The organism is Microbulbifer mixtoriginis (SeqCode) (genome assembly GCF_052466865.1).
The window spans coordinates 3,375,352-3,399,063 of sequence record NZ_CP174293.1 but is presented as its reverse complement, the minus strand read 5'-3'; the positions used below and the strand labels follow the sequence as shown (position 1 = coordinate 3,399,063).

At 51.8% G+C, this 23,712-nt stretch carries 13 protein-coding genes and 1 tRNA gene; 5 read left to right on the top strand and 9 right to left on the bottom strand.

Annotated elements, in window-relative coordinates:
• Positions 1–100: 100 nt before the first annotated feature.
• The 9 genes from ACJJJA_RS15395 to ACJJJA_RS15355 all read right to left on the bottom strand — a co-directional run bounded on the left by ACJJJA_RS15395 (position 101) and on the right by ACJJJA_RS15355 (position 10,797).
• Positions 101–1,069 (bottom strand): DUF5655 domain-containing protein, encoded by a 969-nt coding sequence (locus tag ACJJJA_RS15395; protein ID WP_444902664.1) that lies wholly within the window; start codon positions 1,067–1,069, stop codon positions 101–103.
• Positions 1,066–2,439: a restriction endonuclease subunit S gene (locus tag ACJJJA_RS15390; protein WP_444905253.1), complete on the bottom strand. Its 1,374-nt coding sequence runs from the start codon at positions 2,437–2,439 to the stop codon at positions 1,066–1,068. Before ACJJJA_RS15390 ends, ACJJJA_RS15395 begins: the two co-directional genes overlap by 4 nt.
• Positions 2,439–4,841, bottom strand: a complete 2,403-nt coding sequence (locus ACJJJA_RS15385; protein ID WP_444902663.1) for a type I restriction-modification system subunit M — start codon at positions 4,839–4,841, stop codon at positions 2,439–2,441. Before ACJJJA_RS15385 ends, ACJJJA_RS15390 begins: the two co-directional genes overlap by 1 nt.
• Before the next feature lie 415 nt (positions 4,842–5,256).
• Positions 5,257–5,333, bottom strand: a tRNA-Arg gene (locus tag ACJJJA_RS15380).
• Positions 5,334–5,441: 108 nt separating this feature from the next.
• Positions 5,442–7,661: an ATP-dependent helicase gene (locus ACJJJA_RS15375; RefSeq protein ID WP_444902662.1), complete on the bottom strand. Its 2,220-nt coding sequence runs from the start codon at positions 7,659–7,661 to the stop codon at positions 5,442–5,444.
• Between the two features lie 72 nt (positions 7,662–7,733).
• Entirely contained in the window at positions 7,734–9,488 is a 1,755-nt protein-coding gene (locus ACJJJA_RS15370) for a SulP family inorganic anion transporter (protein ID WP_444902661.1), read from the bottom strand.
• 112 nt (positions 9,489–9,600) lie between these two features.
• The gene (locus ACJJJA_RS15365) at positions 9,601–10,032 is read right to left on the bottom strand and encodes a DUF6691 family protein (protein WP_444902660.1); all 432 of its coding nucleotides are present in this window, start codon (positions 10,030–10,032) and stop codon (positions 9,601–9,603) included.
• 14 nt (positions 10,033–10,046) lie between these two features.
• Positions 10,047–10,478 carry a YeeE/YedE family protein gene (locus ACJJJA_RS15360; protein ID WP_252082222.1) on the bottom strand — a complete coding sequence of 144 codons (432 nt, stop codon included), beginning with the start codon at positions 10,476–10,478 and terminating at the stop codon, positions 10,047–10,049.
• A gap of 4 nt (positions 10,479–10,482) precedes the next feature.
• A complete protein-coding gene (locus tag ACJJJA_RS15355; RefSeq protein WP_444884373.1) occupies positions 10,483–10,797 on the bottom strand; it encodes an ArsR/SmtB family transcription factor in 315 nt (104 codons plus the stop codon).
• A gap of 97 nt (positions 10,798–10,894) precedes the next feature.
• Here ACJJJA_RS15355 and ACJJJA_RS15350 point away from each other — a divergent pair, with 97 nt between their 5' ends.
• The 5 genes from ACJJJA_RS15350 to ACJJJA_RS15330 all read left to right on the top strand — a co-directional run bounded on the left by ACJJJA_RS15350 (position 10,895) and on the right by ACJJJA_RS15330 (position 23,711).
• Entirely contained in the window at positions 10,895–11,773 is an 879-nt protein-coding gene (locus ACJJJA_RS15350; RefSeq protein ID WP_252082219.1) for an MBL fold metallo-hydrolase, read from the top strand.
• Positions 11,774–11,838: 65 nt separating this feature from the next.
• Complete coding sequence (locus ACJJJA_RS15345) at positions 11,839–12,252, top strand: protein tyrosine phosphatase family protein (RefSeq protein WP_444902659.1); 414 nt, start codon at positions 11,839–11,841, stop codon at positions 12,250–12,252.
• Positions 12,253–12,399: 147 nt separating this feature from the next.
• Complete coding sequence (locus ACJJJA_RS15340; protein WP_444902658.1) at positions 12,400–14,106, top strand: SulP family inorganic anion transporter; 1,707 nt, start codon at positions 12,400–12,402, stop codon at positions 14,104–14,106.
• Positions 14,107–14,822: 716 nt separating this feature from the next.
• The gene (locus tag ACJJJA_RS15335; RefSeq protein ID WP_444925245.1) at positions 14,823–23,309 is read left to right on the top strand and encodes an RHS repeat-associated core domain-containing protein; all 8,487 of its coding nucleotides are present in this window, start codon (positions 14,823–14,825) and stop codon (positions 23,307–23,309) included.
• The gene (locus tag ACJJJA_RS15330) at positions 23,310–23,711 is read left to right on the top strand and encodes a hypothetical protein (protein WP_444905222.1); all 402 of its coding nucleotides are present in this window, start codon (positions 23,310–23,312) and stop codon (positions 23,709–23,711) included.
• Position 23,712: the final 1 nt, after the last annotated feature.

The window sequence follows — 23,712 nt, the reverse complement described above, 5'->3', positions numbered from 1 at the left end:
TTTCTCTACTGTCCATTGTGCGACTGAATCCGGTCAATCGCGATCCATTGTGAATATTGTTTTTTTAAGGTGGCGGAAAGAATACGCGGCCCAAGCGTAATTAGTTGCGCTCATAGCTGAGCGCGATCAGCTCCTTGGCCTTGTCCAGTTCGCTGGGCTGACGCACATTCAGTTCCAGATCCCCCGTGCCCCAGTGGCCGATATTGCTGACATCGCGGCAGAGTTCCGCCCCCTCCGCCATGCTGCCCGGCAGTTTTAAATAAATTTGTAATTTGGGATCTTTTTTACCGGACATAATCACGATAGAGGCGAAGTTTTTAATGCGCTTAAAGGCGGTGTAGAGTTTTAACTCCTTGCGCTGCACCTCGTCCCCCAGCTGATCGGCAAAGTGACACAGCTCCTCAAATAGGGCGGTGAGTTCCGGGGAGGCATCGGCCAGGCGCTCCTGCTGGGATTTATCGCCAGCGCTTTTTCTATCTTTAGTGGCCACGCTTGCCGGCACTGGGGTGTGTTGCCCTTGAAGGCTCTGTGCAGCGGCCATATCCGTTTTAAACTGGCTGTTGGCGCTTTGGGCATTGACAAGTTCCAGCAACAGCAGCGCTTCACCAAAATATCGATAGCGCATCAGTTCAATATTGCGGTTGATCTGCTGTACCGCGTGCTCATCGTACTTATTAAAATCGGCGGCGATACAGATTAGGCGGGTGCCGTCCCATTCAATATTCTCTGCCGTTTCGACCCCCAGTACCTTCATTACCAGCAGTTGAAATTCTGCCTGGTGATCCAGCAGCCAATCCAGATAGAACAGGCCCTGGTTAATCACATTTTCATTCTGGGCGCGCTTGTACTCGATAATCACCGGGCAGCCGTTCTCATCCAGGCCGAGGGAATCGATACGCCCTTTGTGGGTTTTGCCGGTACTGTATTCACTGGCCAGAAAGCGCACACCGAGAAAAGTGGGCATATGGGCTTCGATCTGCTGTTGCAGTTTGCGCTCCAGCACCGCGATAGCGCCGCTCAGTTCATCAACCCGGTTATCCCTAAAAGAAAAGAGTTTGATATCACTCATGCGGCGGCTTCCCGATCTCCGGCTTTAGGGGCCTGCCAGTTTCTCACATCGATTTTTCCGGTAACGGCGGCGGAGATTAGGGCGGTGCGGCGTTCAGTGAGGAGTTTTACCTGTTTTTCAGATGCATCAATAAGCTGTTTGAAGCGCTGCCCTAACATATCAACTCTATCTGATATTAAGAGTTGCTCCTCCTTTGGGGGGATTAAAGCTGCCACTCGTCTCAGCATGTCAAGGGTAATTTCCTTAAAAGTTGCTCCTTTTGCTTTAGAGTTGAGGTAGTTTTGAACTTGTTCTGATGATAAGTAAGCTAATAAATACCTCATTTCCATTTCAGTTCCTGGAGAAATTTTTGCAGTACCCTGGGTTAAGTTTGCCCCTGAAATTTCCTTTGGAACAGGTAAACATTTTCCAACCGTGGCCCTGATGGCCATGACAATATCTCCGGTAAACACTTTGGAGCGCTGAAATGAATCATCAATAGTCTTAGATGTCTTTGAATATCCTTCGATTGGAAGGCGATCACCGGACATGTCACTTGTTTTAATATATGGAATTCCTTCTTCAATGTGCGGGCCAGCTTGTACAATTCCGTATGTAATACTAGTTCCAGGTTTTACTATGTATTTAAGTTGAGAGACCTCCCAATGCTCCGGCACCTCACCCAGCCATTCGACACCGGAGTCGCGCATGGGGGCGTCGGGGTTGAGGCCCTTGGTAACGGCATGACTGATCACCGCCTGGCGCTTTTCTTTTAGCAGCCGGATCAGCTGTTGTTGCTTCTCGATTAGGGTGTCGATTTTTGCGGTTTCGTGGTCGAGGAAGTCAGCGATTTTTTCTTGTTCTCGCTTTGGGGGAAATGCTGAATGATAGCCAACCATACCAGCATCACTTATGTTTGGTTGTGCACCACCAAAAGCAGTTAAAGTGATATATTCTTGGTAGCCAGTACTATTAAGTACATACCAAAAAAATTTATAGTTTAAATATTTCTCATTGCACTTAAAGGAGCCAACACGTTGGTTTAGTAAAGCGGATTCTTTTTCTTTGTACCAACCTGCCTTGCCTATAGTTGCACCAGTCATTGCCATTAGGAGCGCCCCATTATGGACTTCATATTGTCCATATTGAGAAGAGTTTTCTTCTTTTATGTACTTACATGACTCTAAAGAAACGCTGCCATCTTGCTTAATGTCTCCTATGCGAATGACTGCTTTGCCTGTGTCGAGAAAGCTGTCACTGCTAAATGCAAAACCGCCCTGTACAGATGAATATCTTTTTAGTTCAGTTAGCATCCAATGTTTAGGTATTTTTCTAATCCATCGACAATCAGTGTCTTTATATTCTATGTATGGCTGATATTTATCTCCCATCACGAATGCACCTCTTGCAAAAGCTGCATAATTTCCGCCGATACCGCATCCAAATCTGCATCAATCGCTTCCAGTGCTCGCGGCGGTTGGTACTGGTAGAAGTGGCGGTTAAAGGGGATTTCATAGCCCACGATGCCCACTTCGCCATCCTGGGGGTCGCGCTTGCTGCCATCGATCCAGGCATCGGGCACATGGGGTTTGACCTCGCGCTGGAAATACGCTTCGTTGATGGTATTCACCGGGCGGCTGGGGTCGAGATCCACATTCTCAAAGTCGCGCAGGTCGCCATCGGTTTTATATTCCACCGCCTTATTGGCGTCGTCTTCGATTGCGAACAGGCCGTAGTCGGGATTGGGCTGGGTATTTTTGTGAACTTTTTTAATCACCTTCTCGGCGGCGGGGTTTTTCCAGCTTACCGCCGCTTCCAGCGCCTTCTTGGCCTTGGTGTCCAGACTGATACCCAGGGTTTTACAGGCCGCCTTTAACCGGGGCTCGTAGGTGTTTTTATCGTTGCACTGCTCGGTGCCAAATACCGTTTGCAGCTGGCGGGCCTGCTTTAGCAGTTGCTTTTGTGCCAGCCAGGTGTTGGGGTTGAGCAGGTCTTTAATGTGCTTTTCTTTAAGCTCGGCAAAATGGCTCTTAATATGCTTGCGAATCGCCGGCTCGTAAGGGGCCAGGCTGCCGTAATTTTCGCAGCCCTCGTCGTCAGACCAGGGATTTTCGCTGGAACTGCCAAAATGTGTGTAAGCCCACTGCATCGCCGCCTTGAGGGGCTTATTGGCAAAGCGCAGTTCATCGATGCGCTTATCGCTGAATTGGTAGGACTCCCGCAGGGGGCGCTCGATGGTAATGCGGCGGTAGCCAAACTGGTGGGTGGCAAAAATTTTGCTGGCGAAAGTCTTGGGCGCTTCGGCCTTGGGGTTGGCGGCCTGGCGCCCTCGGCTGCTCTTGGCCTCGGCGGGCTTATTGAGCTCTACGGCCTCCACTGCGGCAAAGTTGCCGAAGCAGCGGGTAATCGTGGCGATATCCTCAGCGCTCATTATATTGCGCTTGCTACCCAGGGATTTGCGCATCTTGCCAAACAGGTTTACCCCGTTGATCAGCTGCACCTTGCCCCGGCGCTTGGGTTGGCCCTGGCGCTCGGCTTCCTCGTCGGAGAGTTTGTGGTTCGACAGTATCCAGATATAAGTGGCGATACCGGTGTTGTAAAACATATCCGTGGGCAGGGCGACAATGGCTTCGAGCAGGTCGGCCTCCAGGATATAGCGGCGGATCTCCGATTCACCGGAGCCGGCACCGCCGGTAAACAGCGGTGAGCCATTCAGAATAATGCCGATACGGCCACCGCCGTCGCCGCTATCTCTCAGCTTGCTGAGCAGGTGCAGCAAAAACAGCAGCGAGCCATCGGAAACCCGCGGCAGGCCGGGGCCGAAACGGCCATCGAAACCTTTCTGGGTGTGTTCGCCTTTGATGGTCTCTTCGATTTTCTTCCAGTCCACACCAAAGGGTGGGTTGGACAGCATATAGTCAAATTTATCGGCGTAGAGCTGGTCGTTGGAGAGGGTGTTGCCCAGCTTGATATTGCTGACATCCTGGCCTTTGATCAGCATATCCGCCTTGCAGATAGCGTAGCTCTCCGGGTTCAGCTCCTGGCCAAAAGCGCGTAATACCGCAGCGGGATTTAGCTCGTGCACATACTCCATCCCCGAAGACAGAAAGCCGCCGGTACCGGCGGTGGGGTCGTAGATGGTGCGGATAATGCCGGGTTTGGTGAGGGCGTCGTTGTCCTCCATAAATGCCAGCGAGGTAGTCAGTTCGACGATATCTCGGGGCGTAAAGTGTTCACCGGCGGTCTCGTTACTGCTCTCGGCAAAGCGGCGGATCAACTCTTCAAACGCCAGGCCCATATCGTGATTGCTGATGTTTTTGGGGCTTAAGTCCGTCATCCGGACTTTCTGTACCACTTTATACAACAGGTTGGCATCGTTGAGCTGGGCGATAAACTCGGCAAACTTGAAGTGCTCAAAGATCTCGCGGGCATCTCTGCTAAAGCCTTGGATATAGCTTTCCAGGTTGGCTTTGATATTAGTCTCGCCCAGCTTAAAGAGATCCATCTTGCTGGTGTTAAAAAAGCTCAGACCGCCGGTTGCCCGCAGCAGCAGTTTTTCCTGGGCCTCCTCGGGCAGGTTCATCGCCCGAATTTCTTCGTACTTTGCCAGCACCGCCGGCTTGGTCTCCTCCAGTACCGCTTCCAGGCGGCGCAGCAGGGTAAAGGGCAAGATAATACGGCCGTACTGGGACTGCTTAAAATCACCGCGCAAAAGGTCGGCAATGGACCAGCAATAGGCGGCGAGATTGTTGGGTGTTTTTTGCTCGGGAAATTGGGGCTCAGCTCGGCTCATGCAGAGGGTTCCGTGTAGAAATCTATCGCTAATAATGACGCTATACTACACGATCCAGTAAGGTTTTTATGCTTGCGGTCTGCTCCGAAACTTGTGGCTTTAAGTTCTGGTTTCTATCAGCGTGACTTTCAAATTAATTATTTTAAGGCTCGGTTATTTACGGTCTTCTTTTGGCGTAAGTGGCGATTTTTCTTGGCTGGGGAAAATTTCTATTTGGAGCAGCTACTTTTTGCATTCCCAAGGGGAGGACTTGTTGCAGTGAGGAGGGAGCTGCTCGGGTATTGGCTGATTGCGTCGGGGTGCTTGCGGGTAGAAGGGGGCCGCTGTTTGGCTTGGTAAGGGAAGGAGGTCTATGAAGAGCAATCTCCAGAAACGACAAAGGGGCTGTAGTTTCCTACAGCCCCTTTGCTTTGTATGGCGCGCTCGGGAGGATTCGAACCTCCGACCGCCTGGTTCGTAGCCAGGTACTCTATCCAGCTGAGCTACGAGCGCGTTACGGGTGCGGATATTATAGAGACGATTTACCCAAGTCAACTATTTTTCTTAAAAAAATCGTTACAAATCATTGTCTTACCCCATACATACTGATTTTGCCAAGCGCTACACCAAATAGCGGGCCAGGGTGTCCCAGTCGAAGCGCCGTGTTTTACCATCACTGAACTGCACCTCCACACGCTGATCCTCCCATTTTAAAACCCGCCCCTGGCCGAGCTTGTTGTGGCGCAGGGCCTCGCCTTGGCTGGGCTTGCGTATGGGGGCGGCGGGTGCGCTGAGTGTTGGGTTGTAGTCGCAGGCTTCTAGGTAGCGCAGGGCCTGGCGGGAGACCGGGATATCGGTATGGATATGCTCGGGGCGTTCGCGCAGGCACTGGGCCATCAGCTGGCTGAGGGGCAATTGCATTTCGTCGATAAATAACGAGGGCTGTGCGGCATCGGGGTCTTTGCGCTTGGCTTCCTCGGTGGGGGCCAGTAGAAACAGTTTGGACTTTGCCCGTGTCATGGCCACATACATTAGGCGGCGCTCACTTTCCAGGGAGGCGGGGGTGCTGAAATCCCGCTGGGACTGGTAGGGCATATTGTGCTGGGTGAGGGTGGGAATAATAACCTGATCCCACTCCAGCCCTTTGGCCTGGTGCATGGTGGTAATTTGGATAGCCTCCGCGGCAGTCTGCTCGCCTTCGCGGTGTTGCCGTTGTAGTTCTTGCAGGTGCGCCAAGGCTTCTGCTGGAGGTTGCTTGAGGGTATCCAGATATTGGCAGAAGGCCAGAATAGTTTGCTGCCTCTCCTCACCCTGCTGGCGGGTGAAGGCGTCTTCGGCGATACCGCTGAGGAGTTCCAGCTCACCGATATGCCGGCGCAACAGCTCGCCGGCGTGGCCGCGCCAGCTCTCTATTTGTATCAAAAGCTCTGCCCGTTGGCGCAGGCGTTTGGCTTGGGGTTTGCTCAGACTCTCGGGCAGTTGCGCAAGCAGCTGTTTGCCCCAGCCTTTCTCCCGAGTGGCGAGGGCGGCGCAGAGGGGTTCGAGTACTTTGCGCGGGATGCGCACATGCGGGGCGGTGAGCCATTCGTACAATCCTTGCTGGCGCCGCTTGGGCGGGAGTTCGCTAAAGCGGCCCGAGGCGATATTCAGGCTCCAGAACAGTGGCCGCAGTTCGCGGCGCGACAGCACCGTGTTGCGGCTGGCGGAATGGTAGGGGATGCTGTTGGCCAGTAGCGCCAGTTCCAGCGGTGCGGCAATGGACCAGAGGCGGACCAGTACGGCGATGCCTGCCAAAGATTGGCCCTGCTTTTGGCAGCGGCGCAGGTGTTCTACCAGCCAATGACCTTCCTTGTCGGTGTTTACTAGTTCAATAGGGGTTTGCCGCTCACCATCGGCGGAAATACAAAAAATCTCGGCGCGGTCGCGGTTGTTCTCAATAAAGTGGTTAGCGGCCAGGGACAGCTGATGCCCGTAGCGAAAAGTACGGCTCAAGTGGTAAATGTGAGACGGTGGAAAATCTTGGTCGAATAATTTGAGTAGGAATTCCGGCTTGGAGCCGCGCCACTCATAAATGGTCTGGTCGGGGTCGCCAATGGCGATCACATTGCCATTGCCGCCGTGCAGCACTCGCAACAGAAAGTGCTGTATCTCATTGATGTCCTGGTACTCGTCCACCAGGATATCTTCAAAATTTCCACCGTATTGTTGTGCCAGCTCCGGCTTTTCATGGAGTAATTTTGCCGGGTCGTAAATTAAGTCGGCGTAGGTCACTGCCGCCTGGCTGCGGCGCCAATCTTCAAAGGTGCGGAATACCTGTAAAAAATAACCGTATTCGTCGCCGAGTTTTAGTTCCTTGAGCGCGCTGTGTTCGCCGCAGAGAAGGGTTTTACTGTAGTCGATAAAAAATTCTGCGGCCTCGATTTCCGATTGTTTGCGCTCGCGAATTTCTTCCAGCTCATGGGTGGGAGCACACTCCTCGATGGCCTTCCAGATTTGTAGCTGTACACTGGATTGTGACAGGGGGCTGAGATTCGCTGCGACGATATGGCCGCTGGCAATCATGCGCTGGTAGAGGCGGTAGCCGATGCTGTGAAAGGTGTGCGCTGCCGGGGTATGGTTGCTGGCCAGCTGGCCCATACGGCGTTCGAAATCTTCCCGCGCGCTGCGGTTGTACATCAATACCAGCAGCTGGGCGGCAGGCGTGCCGGCATCCAGGCGATTTTTTACATAGTGCAGCAGGGCGGTGGTTTTGCCGGAGCCGGCCACGGCAATAATTTTGGCATGGCCACCGGAGTGATCCGCAATGGCCTGCTGTTCCTGTGTCAGTGTATCGCCAGCCATGGTGTCCTTCGCCCAAATACTGGATATTTTGCCAGTATTTAGTGGTGGCAGACAAGTTTACCAAATTGTGGGTTAGCTGGGGTCAGCGGGGGAGGGTGGCGTGCTGGCTTGGCCGTCGTCATGGATATTGTGATGACGCAGGGCCAGCTCGGCGATATAGGCGGAGAGAAAAACCCGGCCGGTTAATTCCTGTAGCAGCTTGGAGCGTCCCAACCGGTCCAGAACAGGGCCCTTCACTTCTGCCAGGTGCAGGCGGATATTGCGCTCGAGCAGATCTTGGTTGACCTGTTGCAGGCGCTCAATGGCGGTGCTGTCGATACGGTTGACCGAAGAAAGGATCAATACCAGGTCGTGCAGGCTTTTCTGCCGCTGAACTTCCGCAAACAGGCGGTCTTCAATCGCGCTGATATTGCTGAAAAACAAGTTTTCATCGATGCGCAGGAAGAGGGTATCTGGTTGGGTTTTTACCGTGTAACGCAGCACATTGCGAAAGTGCTCGGTGCCGGGAACGCGCCCCACCACGGCGATATGGGGGCGGCTAGCGCGCCAGATTAGGGTGGCGAAAGAGAGCCCCACACCCAGGCCGATACCGGCCTCAACACCAAACAATATAACGCCCAACAGGGTGCCACCCATGGCCAGACCATCGGTGCGGTCGTAGTGCCAGTGGTGCGCCAGCGCACGCAAATCGATCAGATTGGCTGCCGCGACAATAATCGTTGCAGCCAAAACGCACACCGGCAGTTCGGTGAATACCTTGGTGGCGTAAAGCAGTACCAGGGCAATAAATATTGCGGCGATAACGCCACTCAGTGGTGATCTCGCCCCAGCCTCGTCGTTCACCGCGGTGCGGGCAAAGCTGCCAGTTACCGCAAACCCACCGGAAAAAGCGCTGAGGAGATTGGCGGTGCCGAGGCCGCGTAATTCTGCATTGGCGTCGAGCTTCTCCCCCCGCCGCAGGGCGATGGTATGGGCTACCGAGAGGCTTTCGACAAAGCCGATCAAGGCGATAATCAGGGCCGGCAGCAGCAGCTGATAAATCATGGTGGGGTTAAAAACCGGCAGCGTGAAGTCCGGTAGCCCCGCGGGAATTTCGCCCACCACGGGTAAATCCTGCTCCCAGTGAAAGATGGCGGTAAGGGCGATGGAGAGCAGTACAACCAGCATGGGCGCCAGGCGCGATAGAAGCTTTGCCCGTGTGCGCTCAACGCCCAGTGTACGCAGTAACAGGGGGAGCCCGAGGCGGGCGACAACCAGGCTGAACAGAGCGATCAGCCCCATTAATGCTGCATCCGGGTCGCTCATGGGGCTGTTGTCTATGGTGCTCAATAGTATCTCCAGGGCCGTGTGGCCCTCACTCTTGGTGCCGAGCAGGGGAGCTATTTGCCCTGCAATGATCAGCACCGCGGCGCCGGAGACGAAGCCGTTGACTACCGGCAGGCTCAGCAGGTTGGAGAGGCTGCCGAGGCCGAGAAAGCCCATCAGTAGCAGCATGATCCCGCTGAGCAGGGCCAGCAGTATGGCTCCGTTGATATATTCGGCACTGCCGGGTGTGGCGATGGGGGTGAGGGCGGATGCGGTCATCAGGGCCAGTATTGCCACGGGCCCTACAGAGAGTACCGAGCTGGAGCCAAACAGGGCATAGCCCACCAGGGGTAACAGGCCTGCGTAGAGGCCCAGGTAGGGGGGTAGGCCGGCCAGGGCCGCATAGGCCAGGGCCTGGGGAACCAGCATCATGCTGGCGAGGATTGCGGCCACGGCATCCCCTATCAGCCACTTGGGCTGGTAGTTTTTCAGCCAGGAGGGGATCAGCTGGTGCGCACGCATACCTTTATCTTTTGGGTATCGGCACCCGCTGTGCGAGCGCCCTGAAACAACAAGATAGACCGCTGCGGCGGCGCGGGTTATTCGTAGCAGTCGCCGCCCACAGTCTTTGGCCTTAACCTTGCGCCGGGACCATCTTGCCGGCACTGAGTCTGAAAATCCCCATACCGGCCAGCATAGCCAGGGTGAATATCAGAGCTTTTTCCTGCCCGGCACCACTCGCCACAATAGCCGGGCCGGGGCAGAAGCCCGCCAGCCCCCAGCCGGCACCAAACATCAGGCCGCCAATCAGCAGACGGCGATCAATATGATTGTTTGTCGGCAGCTGTATGGTTTGCTTCAACAGGGATTGGCTGCGGCCTTTAAATAATTGGAAAGCGGGCAGGCTCACGGCGATGGCACCAGCCATCACCAAAGCCAGGGAGGGGTCCCAAGCGCCGGCAATATCCAAAAATCCGAGGACTTTTTCCGGGTTGGCCATGCCAGATAACAGTAGCCCGAGGCCAAAGATCAAACCCGCCAGCAGTGCAGTCAATGTGGTTTTCATAATTCGATCCTCGCTTAAGCGGCCAGCAGGTGGCGTACAACGTAAACAGTGACAAAACCCGCAGCCATAAATACCAGCGTGGCGACCAGAGAGCGCTGGGAGAGGCGGGAAAGACCGCAAACCCCGTGGCCGCTGGTGCAGCCGGAGCCCAAGCGAGTGCCAAAGCCCACCAGTAGACCGGCTGCGATTAGGGTGGGGTAGCCGGCTTCAATTTCTATGGGTGGCAGGACAAAAAATAATTGCCAGGCCAGCGGCGCAGCCAACAATCCGATAACAAAAGCCAGGCGCCAGCCGATACCGGGGTTGCCCTCCAGCAGGCCGCCCAAAACGCCAGAGATACCGGCGATGCGGCCGTTAAACATCAGTAACAGAATGCTGGCTAGGCCGATAAGAGCGCCGCCGGCGAGTGCTGTGGCTGGGGTGAAAGCAGTCCAGTCGATGGTCATGGGGTTACTCCGCGCAGTAGAGTTGGTAGAGGGTTTGTAAAAGGGCCAGTACCCGTGGATCGGCTACCCGGTAATAGACGTGTTTGCCCTCCCGACGGGTATCTACCAGCCCCTCGCGGCGCAGGACCCCCAGCTGTTGGGAAAGACTGGGTTGGCGAAGCCCCAGACGCTCCTCAAGTTCGCCTACATTTAGTTCTTCCTGGCTGAGCTGGCACAGCAGCAGCAAGCGGTCTTGGTTGGCCAGGGAGCGCAGCATGGCCGCGGCTTGGCCGGCGGAATCACGCATCTTGTCTAAGTCGAGGTTTGTGGTATCGGGCATGAACTTGGCCTGGCAATAATTTACAGATCAATAATATATTGTTTTATATATTATCAAAATGTATATTGTTCTGGTAGTGAAATTTGGAGGGCATAAAATGTCGCAGTTAGAGCAAGGCACCCAGGTGCAGCCATTCCTGGACAAGGAGACCGAAACCTGGAGTTATGTGGTGTATGACAGGGACGGCGGCTCGGCCGCGGTGGTGGATGCCGTGCTTAACTTTAACGCGGCATCTGGGCGCACCAGCAGCAAGGGTGCTCAGGCGATAGTGTCGTTTATCCGCGAAAAGAACCTCACCCTGGAATGGATACTGGAAACCCACGCCCATGCCGACCATCTCTCTGCAGCCCCTTTCCTACGGGAGCAATTGGGCGGGCGCATCGCCATTGGTGAGCAGATTTGCCAGGTACAGAAGATTTTTCGTGAGGTCTTTAATTTGGAGCGGGAGTTCCTTGCCGATGGCAGTCAGTTCGATCACCTATTCAAAGATGGTGAAACTTTTCAGGTGGGGGCACTAGAGGCGCGGGTGATTTATAGTCCCGGCCACACGCCGGCGGATATGGCCTGGCTGATCGGCGATGCCCTATTTGTGGGGGACACCCTGTTTATGCCCGACGTGGGCAGTGCCCGCTGTGATTTTCCCGGTGGCGATGCCGCGCAGTTGTATTTGTCGGTGAAAAAAATATTATCTCTGCCGGACGAAACCCGCATGTTCATGTGTCACGATTACCCGCCGCAAGACGAGCGGGACTATCAGTGTGAAACCACGGTGGGTGCTCAGCGCCGCGAGAATATCCACCTGCGCGACGGCATTAGTGAAAGCGAATTTGTGGCAATCCGTAAAAAGCGCGATGCCAGTCTGCCTATGCCGCGGCTGATTATTCCCTCGGTGCAGGTCAACATCCGTGCAGGGCAACTTCCCCCGGCGGAATCCAATGGCACTGTTTATTTAAAAGTGCCGCTGAATCAGCTGTAAAAAACCAGTTAATCCCAGCGCTGTAGTTCTATTTTAATGAGGACTGCTGTCATTTCGAGACGACTATGAATATTAAAAAGTTAGATGAACAGGTGAGTGTTTCTGAACATATTACCTGTGAGGCAATGGCACCGTTGGCACAGAGTGGTGTACAGGTGGTGGTTTGCAATTGCCCGGAGGGGGAGAGTGAAGTACACCCCAGTTACAAAGCTATGGAGCGGGCCGCCCAGGACGCCGGCTTGCGTTTTATTGCGATCCCTTTTACCCGTGGGCGAATGACGCGGGAACACTGTGAGGCCTTTCGTGATGTATTGCAGGGCGGCGAAAAAATCCATGCATTTTGTCGTACCGGCAATCGTTCCAGCCTGGTGTGGGCTGGCGCCAAAGTTTTAATGGGCGCAGATAAAAAACATTTGTTCGGCCAAGCGCAGATGGCCGGCTTCGATGTCAGTGCCGCGCTGGTTGCTATTGAGCCCTAATAAAGACATTTCAATGGCCGGCTAGGTCATACCCAGAATTGCGGCACAGTTGTGAAAGTGTGCCGCAGTTAAATGCCCGTGATGTGCCGTGATAAAGCGGGAGATACCGGCGTTGTTAAACAACAGAGTGGAAGGTGAACCAAGGTTATGCAGCAACTCTCCCGATGGTTTCCCATCCTCACTACTTTTCAATCCTATAACCGCCGCACCTTAAACCGCGATCTGCTCGCCGCCGCAATTGTCACAGTGCTACTGATTCCCCAATCTCTTGCCTATGCCCTGCTGGCGGGCCTGCCGGCGGAAGTCGGCCTCTATGCGAGCATGGTACCGCTGGTGGTTTACGGTATTTTTGGTTCCAGTAGTACGTTGTCTGTGGGGCCGGTCGCGGTGATCTCACTGATGAGCGCCGCCGCCCTGGGAGAGGTCACCGCCACGGGCGAGGTGGACTATCTGAGCGCTGCCGCCGCGCTGGCACTGCTTTCCGGGGGAATACTTTTTCTGCTGGGTACATTACGCCTCGGCATGCTGGCGAACTTTCTCTCCCACCCGGTGATCTCTGGTTTTATTACGGCTTCGGCATTACTGATAGCCCTCAGCCAGTTGCGGCATTTATTGGGGGTGGCCGCCCAGGGTGATACCGCACCGGAGCTGCTGCTATCACTATGGCAGAACCTGAACAGTATCAATAGCCTTGCTTTGATCACCGGAGTAGGGGTGCTGATTTTTCTCTACTGGAGTAGGGCCCTTGCTGCAAAATGGCTGGAGAAAATGGGCTTGTCTAGCAGCAATGCCGAGCTGTTTGCCAAGGCGGCCCCAGTAGTGGGTGTACTGGTAACTATCGTCTTATCCATCTCCATAAATTTTGAAGCACATCAAGTGGCCTTGGTAGGCGCTATTCCTGCTGGGTTACCGCCCCTATCACTGCCGCACCTCTCACTGCCGCTGCTGCAATCTTTATTTGTGCCCGCACTAATGATTGCCATTATTGGCTATGTAGAATCTATATCGGTGGCCAAAACCTTGGCCGCCAAGCGCAGGCAAAGAATTGATAGCAACCAGGAATTGGTTGCCCTAGGGATGGCCAATATAAGCTCAGGCATTTCTGGCGGTTTCCCGGTGAGCGGTGGTTTCTCCCGCTCGGTGGTGAATGATGCAGCGGGGGCGCAGACACAATTTGCCAGCCTGTTTACCGCATTGGGTATCGCCCTGGCTGCACTCTTTTTAACTCCTTTTCTATATTACTTACCGAAAACCACACTAGCCGCCACCATTATTGTTGCGGTTCTCTCCCTGGTGGATTTCTCCATCCTGCGTAAAACCTGGCACTTTGCTAAAGCAGACTTTATTGCCGTTACCCTAACAATTGCCGTTACCCTGCTAATGGGCGTCGAACCCGGTGTGGCCTGTGGTGTTGGCGCATCCTTATTATTATTTATTTATCGTGCTTCCAAGCCCCATATCGCCGAAGTGGGCCTGGTGGAGGGTACCGAGCACTTCCGTAATATTCACCGGCACCAGGTAAAGACCGTTCCCGAGATTCTCACCTTCCGCGTAGATGGTCGCTTAATCTTCTCCAATATCGGCGTATTGGAAGATCGTATCTATACCGGCCTTGCCAATAACTCACAGGTAAAACATGTCATTCTGATGTGCAGCGCAGTGAATGAAATAGATTGGAGTGCTTTGGAGGTTCTGGAATCTATGAATGCGAACCTGGCTGATAGAGGTGTTCGTTTTCATCTCTCCGAAGTTAAAGGGCCGGTGATGGATTGTCTGGAGAGAAGTAGTTTTTTACAGAAGCTCTCTGGGCGGGTGTTTTTGAGTCAGTATCAGGCGTTTGTGCAATTGGGCTAGGGTATGATTCAGGTAAGATTATTGAGTGTGAAGCCGATGGTTTAAGTTAACCCCTTTGAAGACTGATTTTCTCCCTGCCTCTTTGTAATGTAATTCCCCGTGCAGGAGGTCAGCTCTACAAATGTTCAAGGTTTGGGCGGTTATCCCCTCATGGATAAGCGTCCGTAAGAGTTGGTTGTTTTTTAGTCTGATACCGTTTGATTGCCCGCTTAGTCGGTGTGCTGACTTATTGCGAGAAAATCGCTCATTTAAATAAATTAATATAGAAAGCGATGGATAAACTTTTGCGAGTTAAGCTCCTCGACAATTTATTATAACCTGTCTTTTTGGTATCGAGAAAAGCCATATTTTTAATGTGATTGGCTAAGTGCTAATGCATGGATATACTCGTGCGCCCTGCTTCTGGTGGCACAGGCAGTGAATCATTTTTTTGTGGTTTTATATTGAGTTGAGGAGTTTTAGTGCTCAGGTTTTTTGGATTGATTTTGGGGCTCTCGATTTCCTTGCAAGCACTGGCTTCGGTATCCGGTCCTAGCACAAATTCCACAGGGAAATTTACAGCTAAATATAGCGCAGCACCAAGCCTCCATGATACGGCAGAGTTAAGGGTGTATCGCAATGGTACCTTCGAAAAAAAATATAGTGTTGGAACTTCGAGTGGAAGTAAAACAATTACTGTAAGTTCACCTGGGACTTATAGGATCGAGCACTGGACTATGAAAGAGGCTCGCTGTCTACAGCAGGGGCGTTTTGGATGTACAGAGCCAGAGCCTGGTATTCCATGGGGGTCTAGAGGAAGCTTCTCTGTAACAGTGTCCATCCCAAAACCTGGAAATATTTCTCTTTCCACAAAAAATACAACAGGTAGCTATACCATTAGTTGGGGGGCAGCTACAGGTTCACCAAGTAAGTATCAACTGCAGCAGCGTAAAGACAATGGAGGGTGGATCACTGTTTATGATGGTTCCGCTCTTAGTAAATCTGTCTCTGCTCAAAGCACAGGCATCTATCGTTATCGTGTTAGGGCCTGTTACACCATCTGCAGTTATTACACTGCCGAAAAAACTCTCACAGTTGTTCGTACACCAGGATCTATTTCTGTCCCAGGCACTTCCACTAATGGCAGCATAGCCGTTTCTTGGAACTCTGTTTCTGGCGCGGCCAGTTATGTAGTACAGGAGCAAAAAAATAGTGGATCCTGGTCCCAGGTTTATGGGGGTGCACAGCTTGACACAACTCTCACGGGGCGGGGTAACGGTATTTATCGTTACCGGGTTGCTGCATTAGAAAATGGTCAGACCGGTAGCTACCGCTATTCGAGCTATGTCACTGTCTCCCGTGCGCCGGCCATGCCGGGTGGATTCTCTGTGCCGGCTACAACTACCAGTGGTTCTTATACCGTCAGCTGGAATAGCGTATCCGGCGCACAACAGTATTTTCTAGAGGAAACGGGTACAGGTAGTGGTAGCTGGACGCTGACGGGAACCTCGAAGAGTTTTAGTAAGCCATTAAACGGCTCTTATTCATACCGTGTACGAGCCTGTAGTGCGTACCAGGGAGTTAATGCCTGTAGCGCCTACACGGCCAAGAAAACCGTGCAGGTGAGCCAGCCGCTCTTAAAAGTGCAGTCTGTATCCGGGCAGGGGGCTGTAACTTTGCTGTTTAATACCGGTTTGAAAGGGGCTATATCTTGTGAGCTTAAACGCAATGGCACACTGATTCATCAGGCTGCAGTGAACGATGGGGCCACCTTTGTAGATGCCGTGAGTAGTAGTGGCAGCTACAACTATTATTACAATTGTTACGATTGTCTTCAGGGAAGCTTCCCAGATAAGTGTACCGAGCCGAATCCGATCGGCTCGACAAGTACGTCTGTAGATATTGTTCTTGTGCCGAGCAAGCCGAGCCTATCAGTGGTCGGTAACACCCACTCCACAGATGGTTCTGCAGCATTTACTTCTGCAAGTGCAGACCCTATTCAAAAGGTGCGTTGGCAGAAGCGAGTTAGTAGCAGCGCTTGGCCTGCAGACACCAGCTTTACCGAATACGTGACAACGGATGGTAACTTCCAGGTAACCGGTCTGACAGATGGAAACTGGGAAATCCGCAGTAAAAATTGCAATAGTGCCGGGTGTAGTGATAACTGGAGCAATGGTGCCATTGTATCGGTATTGCACAGCCCGCAGGCAAGTTTCAGTATTTCCTTTACTGGTGATTTTGATGAAGGAAGCTACAGTGTCAATTGGTCCCCTGCCAGCGGCACAGTTGACCACTATTCCCTAAGAGAAAGTAAGAATGGTTTCTGGGGTGAATGGTTGGATAGGGGGACCTCTCAAAACTACAAGCCAGATCCGCAACCAGATGGCAACTACGAGTATGAAGTCAAAGCGTGCAACAGCAGTGGCTGCAGTAATTCAGTTAGATCGGAAAAGCTGACCATTGAGCATCCGGCACCAGCCGCTCCGAGTAATCTTGTCGCTACGCGGGTCAATCAGGAAATACAGTTGGCTTGGGATAAGGTAACAGGTGGTTTTGATGATGAATATGAATTTCGTTTGAATGGGGAAGGCTGGCGCTCGGCAAATACTTCATTAACAGCTACCCAGCCTATAGGTAGCTACGGTCCTTATACTTTTGATGTTCGCGCATGTAACCATACCCCTGGTGATCGCAAGTGCTCTAGCTTTACAACCACCACTTATACGGTTCCCGATCCAGATCCTACTGCACCTGGTTGGGCCAAGCCGATTGGCAGCCTGGCTCTGCTAGACGCTGGCTATTCCCCGGTACAGTTAAGTACACATCAAGAAACGCTGGGTGTAATCAAGGGTGCTGGTGGCTCATCTGGTGGGGCTGCTTCTTATCAGCTGCCCATCGAGTTGCCACCGGGCCGTGCTGGTATGCAGCCAGAAATCTCCTTAAGTTATTCTAGCCGTGCGGGGAATGGTGTGCTTGGTAAAGGCTGGTCACTCGCTGCCGGCTCTCAAATAACGCGCTGCCCACAAACTTTTGCGCAGGATGGTCAGGCGATCCCTGTTCTTTACGCAAACACAGACAGGCTTTGTTTAGATGGCCAGAGGCTGGCTGTGATCTCTGGAAGCTATGGGGCTTCAGGGGCTGTCTATCAAACTGAGCAAGATACACAAGCTAGGGTTACGCAATACGGCGGCATTAATGGTGGGAGCACTTGGTTTAAAGTTGAGCTAAAAAATGGCCGGATTCGCCGGTATGGGGACAATGCTGATTCTCGCCATATTGCTCAGGGCGTAAACACCATTAAATCGTGGGGTATCTCTTTCGAGCAGGACCGCGCCGCTCCAAATAGCAATTCCATTAACTATGTATATAAGAATTTCGGGCGAGGGGAATATCACCTCTCCGATATCTATTACACTGGTGCCGCTCAGCAGAATGGTGATCGCCGTGTCAGTTTTGAGTATGGTAATGACGTAAGACCGGATATTGAATCTGGTTATTTGGCTGGAGGGCTAACACGCTTATCCAAGCGCCTTAGTGAGATCGCTGTTTACTCTCAGGGTGAAAAGGTGCGTGAATACCGCTTTGATTACAAGTTGAGCGGTGCCACAAAAAGTAGTTTGCTAAACGTAGTAACCCTTTGCTCTGGAAGTGGAGTATGTTTTGCACCTACCACCTTCAAGTGGGCTGATGCCGAAGCGAGCAAGCAAGCAGAAATTTTGGGGTCAGCCACGTATAGTGGAGCTAACCACTTGAATAGTGGCCGAACGATTGGTGCGCTTTTCCCCGAGGCGAAGAGCATTGATCGGTTAGCTCCGAGAGGAGATTTTAATGGGGATGGAGTAAGAGACTGGCCTGGGTATTTCATTGGTGCCGAAGGGCAGTTGGCTGGCACATTTAATGCCAATACAGAAGGCTGTACACCATACCCTGGAAGTCTTCGCTGTGTAGAACTGGATGCAAATAGTGATGGTAAAAGCGATACCTGGAGAATAGCTTCCGGAAAATTACAGATCGGTATTAGCAACGGAGATGGTAGTTTCTCCTGGGTTTCAACGCCGATAGCTTTGCCAGGCTTGGATCATATTCTTGATGCAAGAGATTACAACGGGGATGGCTGGGTAGACTTACAAATTCGCAGGGGCGACTCTCTAAGCAATAATGAATTGTACTTATACCTTCATACGGGTAATGCCCAGTCACCCTATAAAGATAATGGCCAATATGTAACTACATTTTTATATGATAAAAATAAATGGAGTCACCGAAACTCTGTTGAGTTTGTTGGGGATATCACCGGTAACGGGCTTCCAGATATCTTGGTCTATAACACAACCATGCACTTGGGTGGTGTTGGTGATGTTGGCTCGCCACAATTAATCCCTTCTAAGTACCTCTTTACTACTCGCACATCAAATGGTGTCAGTTTTGTTTCTTCTTTAGTCGGTGTTCCAGTTTATGAATCAACCGCTTTATATTTCTATTATTTGTTAGATATCAATGGAGATGGACTTCAAGACTGGGTGAATTGGAGAGGTGATGAGTCCGGCCTTTACTATCGTCTGAATAAGGGTGGAACATTTACCGATTGGGAGTTTGCTTCTATAGGAAATTCTCTCCCTACTAGGCGTTATTTCTATAATAAAAAACTTGATGGTGATAGAAGTTATGAGGTTTTATCTGGGCTGAAGTATGTTAATGCCTTTAAGAAATTTGATAGGGGATCAAACGGCAAAATTGGATTTATTTACCCATCCAGGAGGTTGGTAGAGAGCTGCTACAAGGCTTATGACGGAGGTAGTTTAACGGAGTTTTGTGGTGATGAACTCTATGGAAAGTTTAACTCCTCAACTCCAGGCAATCCCATTTTTGAAAACTTTGATGTCTCCAAAGTAGATAATAGTCTATACGCTTTTGAAGGCTTACAATTTGTTGAACAGGCAGATGGTAGCTACAAGATAGAGCAATATGATCCTCAAATTTTAGGCACAGCTTATAACTCTGCGGTCATAGATGCATTCGGCAATGGGTTGCAGGACTTTGTCTATTCCTACGGTTGTGTCAATTATCCTGATAGTTGCTCTGTTCCCAATGCCCAAGGGCATTCGGAAGGGGTATATATTCAAAGGAACCGAGGATCAGCACAGGCTAACGAGCTATACGAACCCACCGATATGCTTGTTGCCGTAGAAAACGGTTTCGGTGCCCGCGATGAGTGGCACTACCGCCCCTTATCCTCCCGCGATGACCGCTATCACTCCAGCGCAAAACCTTTCTACGAGCGCGGAGGTTACCTTGATAGCTTATCCTCCTCTGTACAGGATGATCACTTTGAATTTACCTCCAGCATGTACGTGGTGGCAGAGCATCGCCAATCCAATGGTGTGGGCGGCCTAAACAAAAAGCAATACCGATATAAGGGAGCGGTATTTAATAATAAAGGCCGTGGTTTCCAGGGTTTCCATACCATTATTGAGGAAGACCTGGCCGCAGATATCGAAACCCAGTCTGACTTCCACCAAATATTCCCACTCGCCGGTAAGCTGCATAAACAGCGTAAATGGGAGCTGGGGGATCGCTCTTCTGATACCAGTGGTGTGAATGCCTTTGAAGAATCCAGTTTTCACTGGCAGTTCTGGGCGAAGGGTGGGCATTCATCACCGAAAGTGGTGGATGCCCTTACGGATTCGTGGAGTGTTTCAGCCAATGACCCCTATTTTGTTGGCCCTAAAAAGCAGAGTTCGATTCATCGGACTTTAAATAGGTCAGGCAATAGCCGCACGCATCTGTACACCCAGAGCCAAACCACAAGCTTTGATGCCTGGGGCAATGTGTTACTGGCGGAAAACCGCTATGAGGAGGCCAACAGTTCTCATATTGTGGTTTCCACTACCGATACCCAGTATGCGGCTGGGGATGAGGCCAACTGGTGGATCAATAAACCCTCAAAGCAGACGGTGACCAAAAAATCCATCCAAAGCCGCAAAGGGGTAGCTATTGCCGCGAATACGGATACCCAGCAATCCGTAGTGGTGGATTTCCTGCAGTGGGACAGCAACGCCCGCAAACCCAAGCAGGTAAAAACCACGCCGTCTAATGGCAAGTGGACCCAAGTGGATACGGTTTACAACAATTACAGCCTGCCCACCAAGATCACTACTTCTGCAGAGGGGGAGACAAAGACCCGGGTGGTAGAGACTACTGCGTTTAGTGCAGATGGTTACTTCCCCAAAACGGTCAAAAATGCCCAGGGCCATACGGTTACTACCGAGACCAACGCCAAGTTCGGCCAACCGGACTCGGTCACCGATGCCAATGGTTTAACGACTCGTTACAGTTACGATACCTTTGGCCGTGCCGTTAAGGTTACTGCGCCTTCTGCGCTTGGTCTCAAGGCTGCACCGGATGGGCATACTGCTCTGCAGTGGTGTAATTCCGGCTGTAGCCGCGCACCCGTCGCGGTATTTAAAACCATTCAGCAGCAGGCCGGTACGCCAGAGCAGATTACCTACCACGACCAGCTCGGCCGCGTAATTCGCACCGAAGTGCAAGCCTTCGACGGCAGCGACTGGATTGCACGAACCGTAACCTATAACGCTCTGGGCCAGACCACCTTCGAATCGGTACCGCACTATGCCAGCAGTGGCACCAGCTACGGCACCCGCTACCTGGACTACGACACCTTCGGCCGCGCCTTGCGCAAGACGGTAAACCAGACCAATGGCCAGCAGCTGGATGTGACCTACACCCACGAGCAGGCCAGTGGATTTACCACCGATATTCTGGTGAACGGCCGCACCATGAGCCGCACCTACAACGGCCTGCAGCAGCTCACTGAAACTGTCGATGCTCTAAGTGGCACCACCCGCTATGCCTATGACGGTGCCGGTAATCCCATTGTTTTACAGGATGCCAACAGTAATCGTATCACCGCCAAGTATAACGCCCTCGGCCAAAAGGAATGGGTGGACGATCCCAATATGGGTTCCAAATCGTTTACCTATACCGGTTTTGGCGAAGTGGAAACGGAGATTGACGGCAACCTGGATGTCACCAGCTTTACCTATGATCGCCTTGGCCGCATGGAAAGCCGCAGTGTCAACGGCACAGAGGAAGCTAGCTGGAAATACGACAGTGCCGCCAACGGCAAAGGCCTGCTCGCTCGGGAGAGCCGTAGCGATGCCAGCTATACGCGCAACTATAGCTACGATGGGCTCAGCCGCCCCTACAAAGTCACCACGGCTATCGATGGCGAAGACTTTATTACAGTCAACCACTACGACAGTAATTTCGGCCGTTTAAAAGGCCTCAGCTATCCCTCAGGGCTGACCCTGAAATACGGCTATAACAGCAGCGGTTACCAGTTCCGCATCAGTAATGCCGCCAGTGGCTACACCTATCGGGAAATCACCCAGATGGATGCCTGGGGTGAATGGGAGTTTGCCAATATCGCCGCCGGAAACTACACCATCGGCCGTAGCTTCTATTCAGAAACCGGGCAGATGGCCGGCACCACCTTTGACAGCTTGGTGCAAAACCACCAGGGCATTGCCTACAGTTACGACAGCTTCGGCAACTTGACAGAACAGGTTGTGCAGCTGCCCTCAAAAACTCCGGCACTCAATGTAGAAAATCACACCTACGATGCCCTCAACCGTCTCGATTACAGCTCTCGTACCGATGGCCCCAGTATCGATTACGACTACGATGCCATCGGCAACCTGCTGAAGAAAGACGACTTTGCCAGCAGTTACAGCTACACCGGTGGCAGCAGTGGCGGCCCCAGCGCAGTGAAGAGCGTGAGCCTGATCAACGGCGGCACCAAAACCTATGGCTACGACCAGAACGGCAACCGCACCCATGAAAACGGCGCGCAGCAGATCTGGTACAACGCCTTTAACAAGCCCACCCGCATCAACCGCAACGGCGCCAACCTGTATTTCTACTACGGCGCCGACCAGATGCGCTACAAGCAGGTCAACCAAACCAGCGGCAAAACCACCCTGTATATCGACAAGCTGTTCGAAAAGATTACCGGCGGCGGTGAAACCCAGTACCGCCACTTTATCGGCGATATCGCCGTGCTCACTACCACCGATAACGGTAGTGATATTAGCCACAAAATCGGCTTCAGCCACCGCGATCGCCTCGGCTCTGCTGCTGCCGTGGGAGACGAAGCCGGTAACCTAAAAGAAAGCCACAGCTTTGATCCTTTCGGAAAGCCGAGACAGGGCAATATTCTCGATAAAGACACCGCGATTCTGGAAAGTGAATACAGCACCCGAGGCTTTACGGATCACGAGCATCTGGATGATGTAGAGTTGATCCATATGAATGGGCGGGCCTATGATTATAATCTTGGGCGCTTTTTGAGCGTGGACCCAATTATTGTTCAGCCCGGTGATTCGCAGGCACTTAACCCATACAGTTACATCCTCAATAATCCGCTAGCGGGAACAGACCCAAGTGGATATGCCCCCGGTGATCGTGCCTATGGTGCTGGTATCGGCATTGCGAAGTCTTTAGGTATTATCTCTCCGGAAAATGCGGAATTGGTTATTGCTGCTGAGCTGGCCTGCCAAGCTTGCAATGGAGCAGTGGTTGAAGCAGGTGCTAGCAGCACGGAAGCTATTGTTGAAAGTGGAAAGACTTTCATCAGAGAAGTAGCTGCTGGAGTTGGCGTTACGACTGCAGCAGCAGTCGCTGCGGAAAAGGCGATACAAAAACGTCTTGAAAGTGGCAAAAAAGGCCGGAAGGGTGGTGGAAGATCCCAGTCGTCAAACGGCAATGGCAATGGTTCTGTTTCTGACAAAGGTAGTAGTCAGCAAGCTTCTGATATTGGCTCTCAATCTTCTAGAACAAAAAACACTGTCTGGCATGGCACTGATAGTGAATCCGCGAAAAGTATCAAAGAGGAAGGATTGCGAGTAGATCGAAATCGGAGTGCAGATTCACTTAATGATGAAGCAGGATTTTCTGTAACGACTAATAAGCAGGATGCAATTGAGTTTGCAGAAGGGAAAACAGCGATGCGTAATATGGAGCAAGGGAGGACAGATCTGGAGCCGGTTGTTCTAAAGGCTGAGAGAAGTAATTTGCCAGAATTAACTTCTCGCTTAAATCCAAGGCCCGGGGAGAGATTTGATAACGATCAAGAGCATAGAGTAAAACAAGAAGACTTTGATAAAGTCGGTCCAGGTGTATTTGAGGATGAAAGGCTAAGGTAAATGATGCAGCTAAATGTCTGGAGTGGAAAATTTTCTGGAGCCCAGGGGATAGAGATAAACCCTGCGGCTGTAGTGGAGCAAGCAAAAATACATTTTTCATATGTAACTATAAGCCAAGTTGATCGTTACTCGAAGAGAGCCCAATGGGCAAAGGAAGAGCTTTTAAATGAATCTTCTTCTTTCAGCAAAAAATTTCTTACGGAAATTATTGAAGAGTGTGATTTTAATTTGCCTGCACTTTCTTTTTCTGTATCGATTAATGGCGAATCGTTCTGCGAATGTCTAGCGTATAGGTTTGGTATTAAGTTTTATACTGTTGAGATGTCTGATGTGGACTCTATTCTATTGGAGCAAATAAAAGATTTTTTAAATAAATTTGATTTGGTTTTGGATCTCAGCTGAA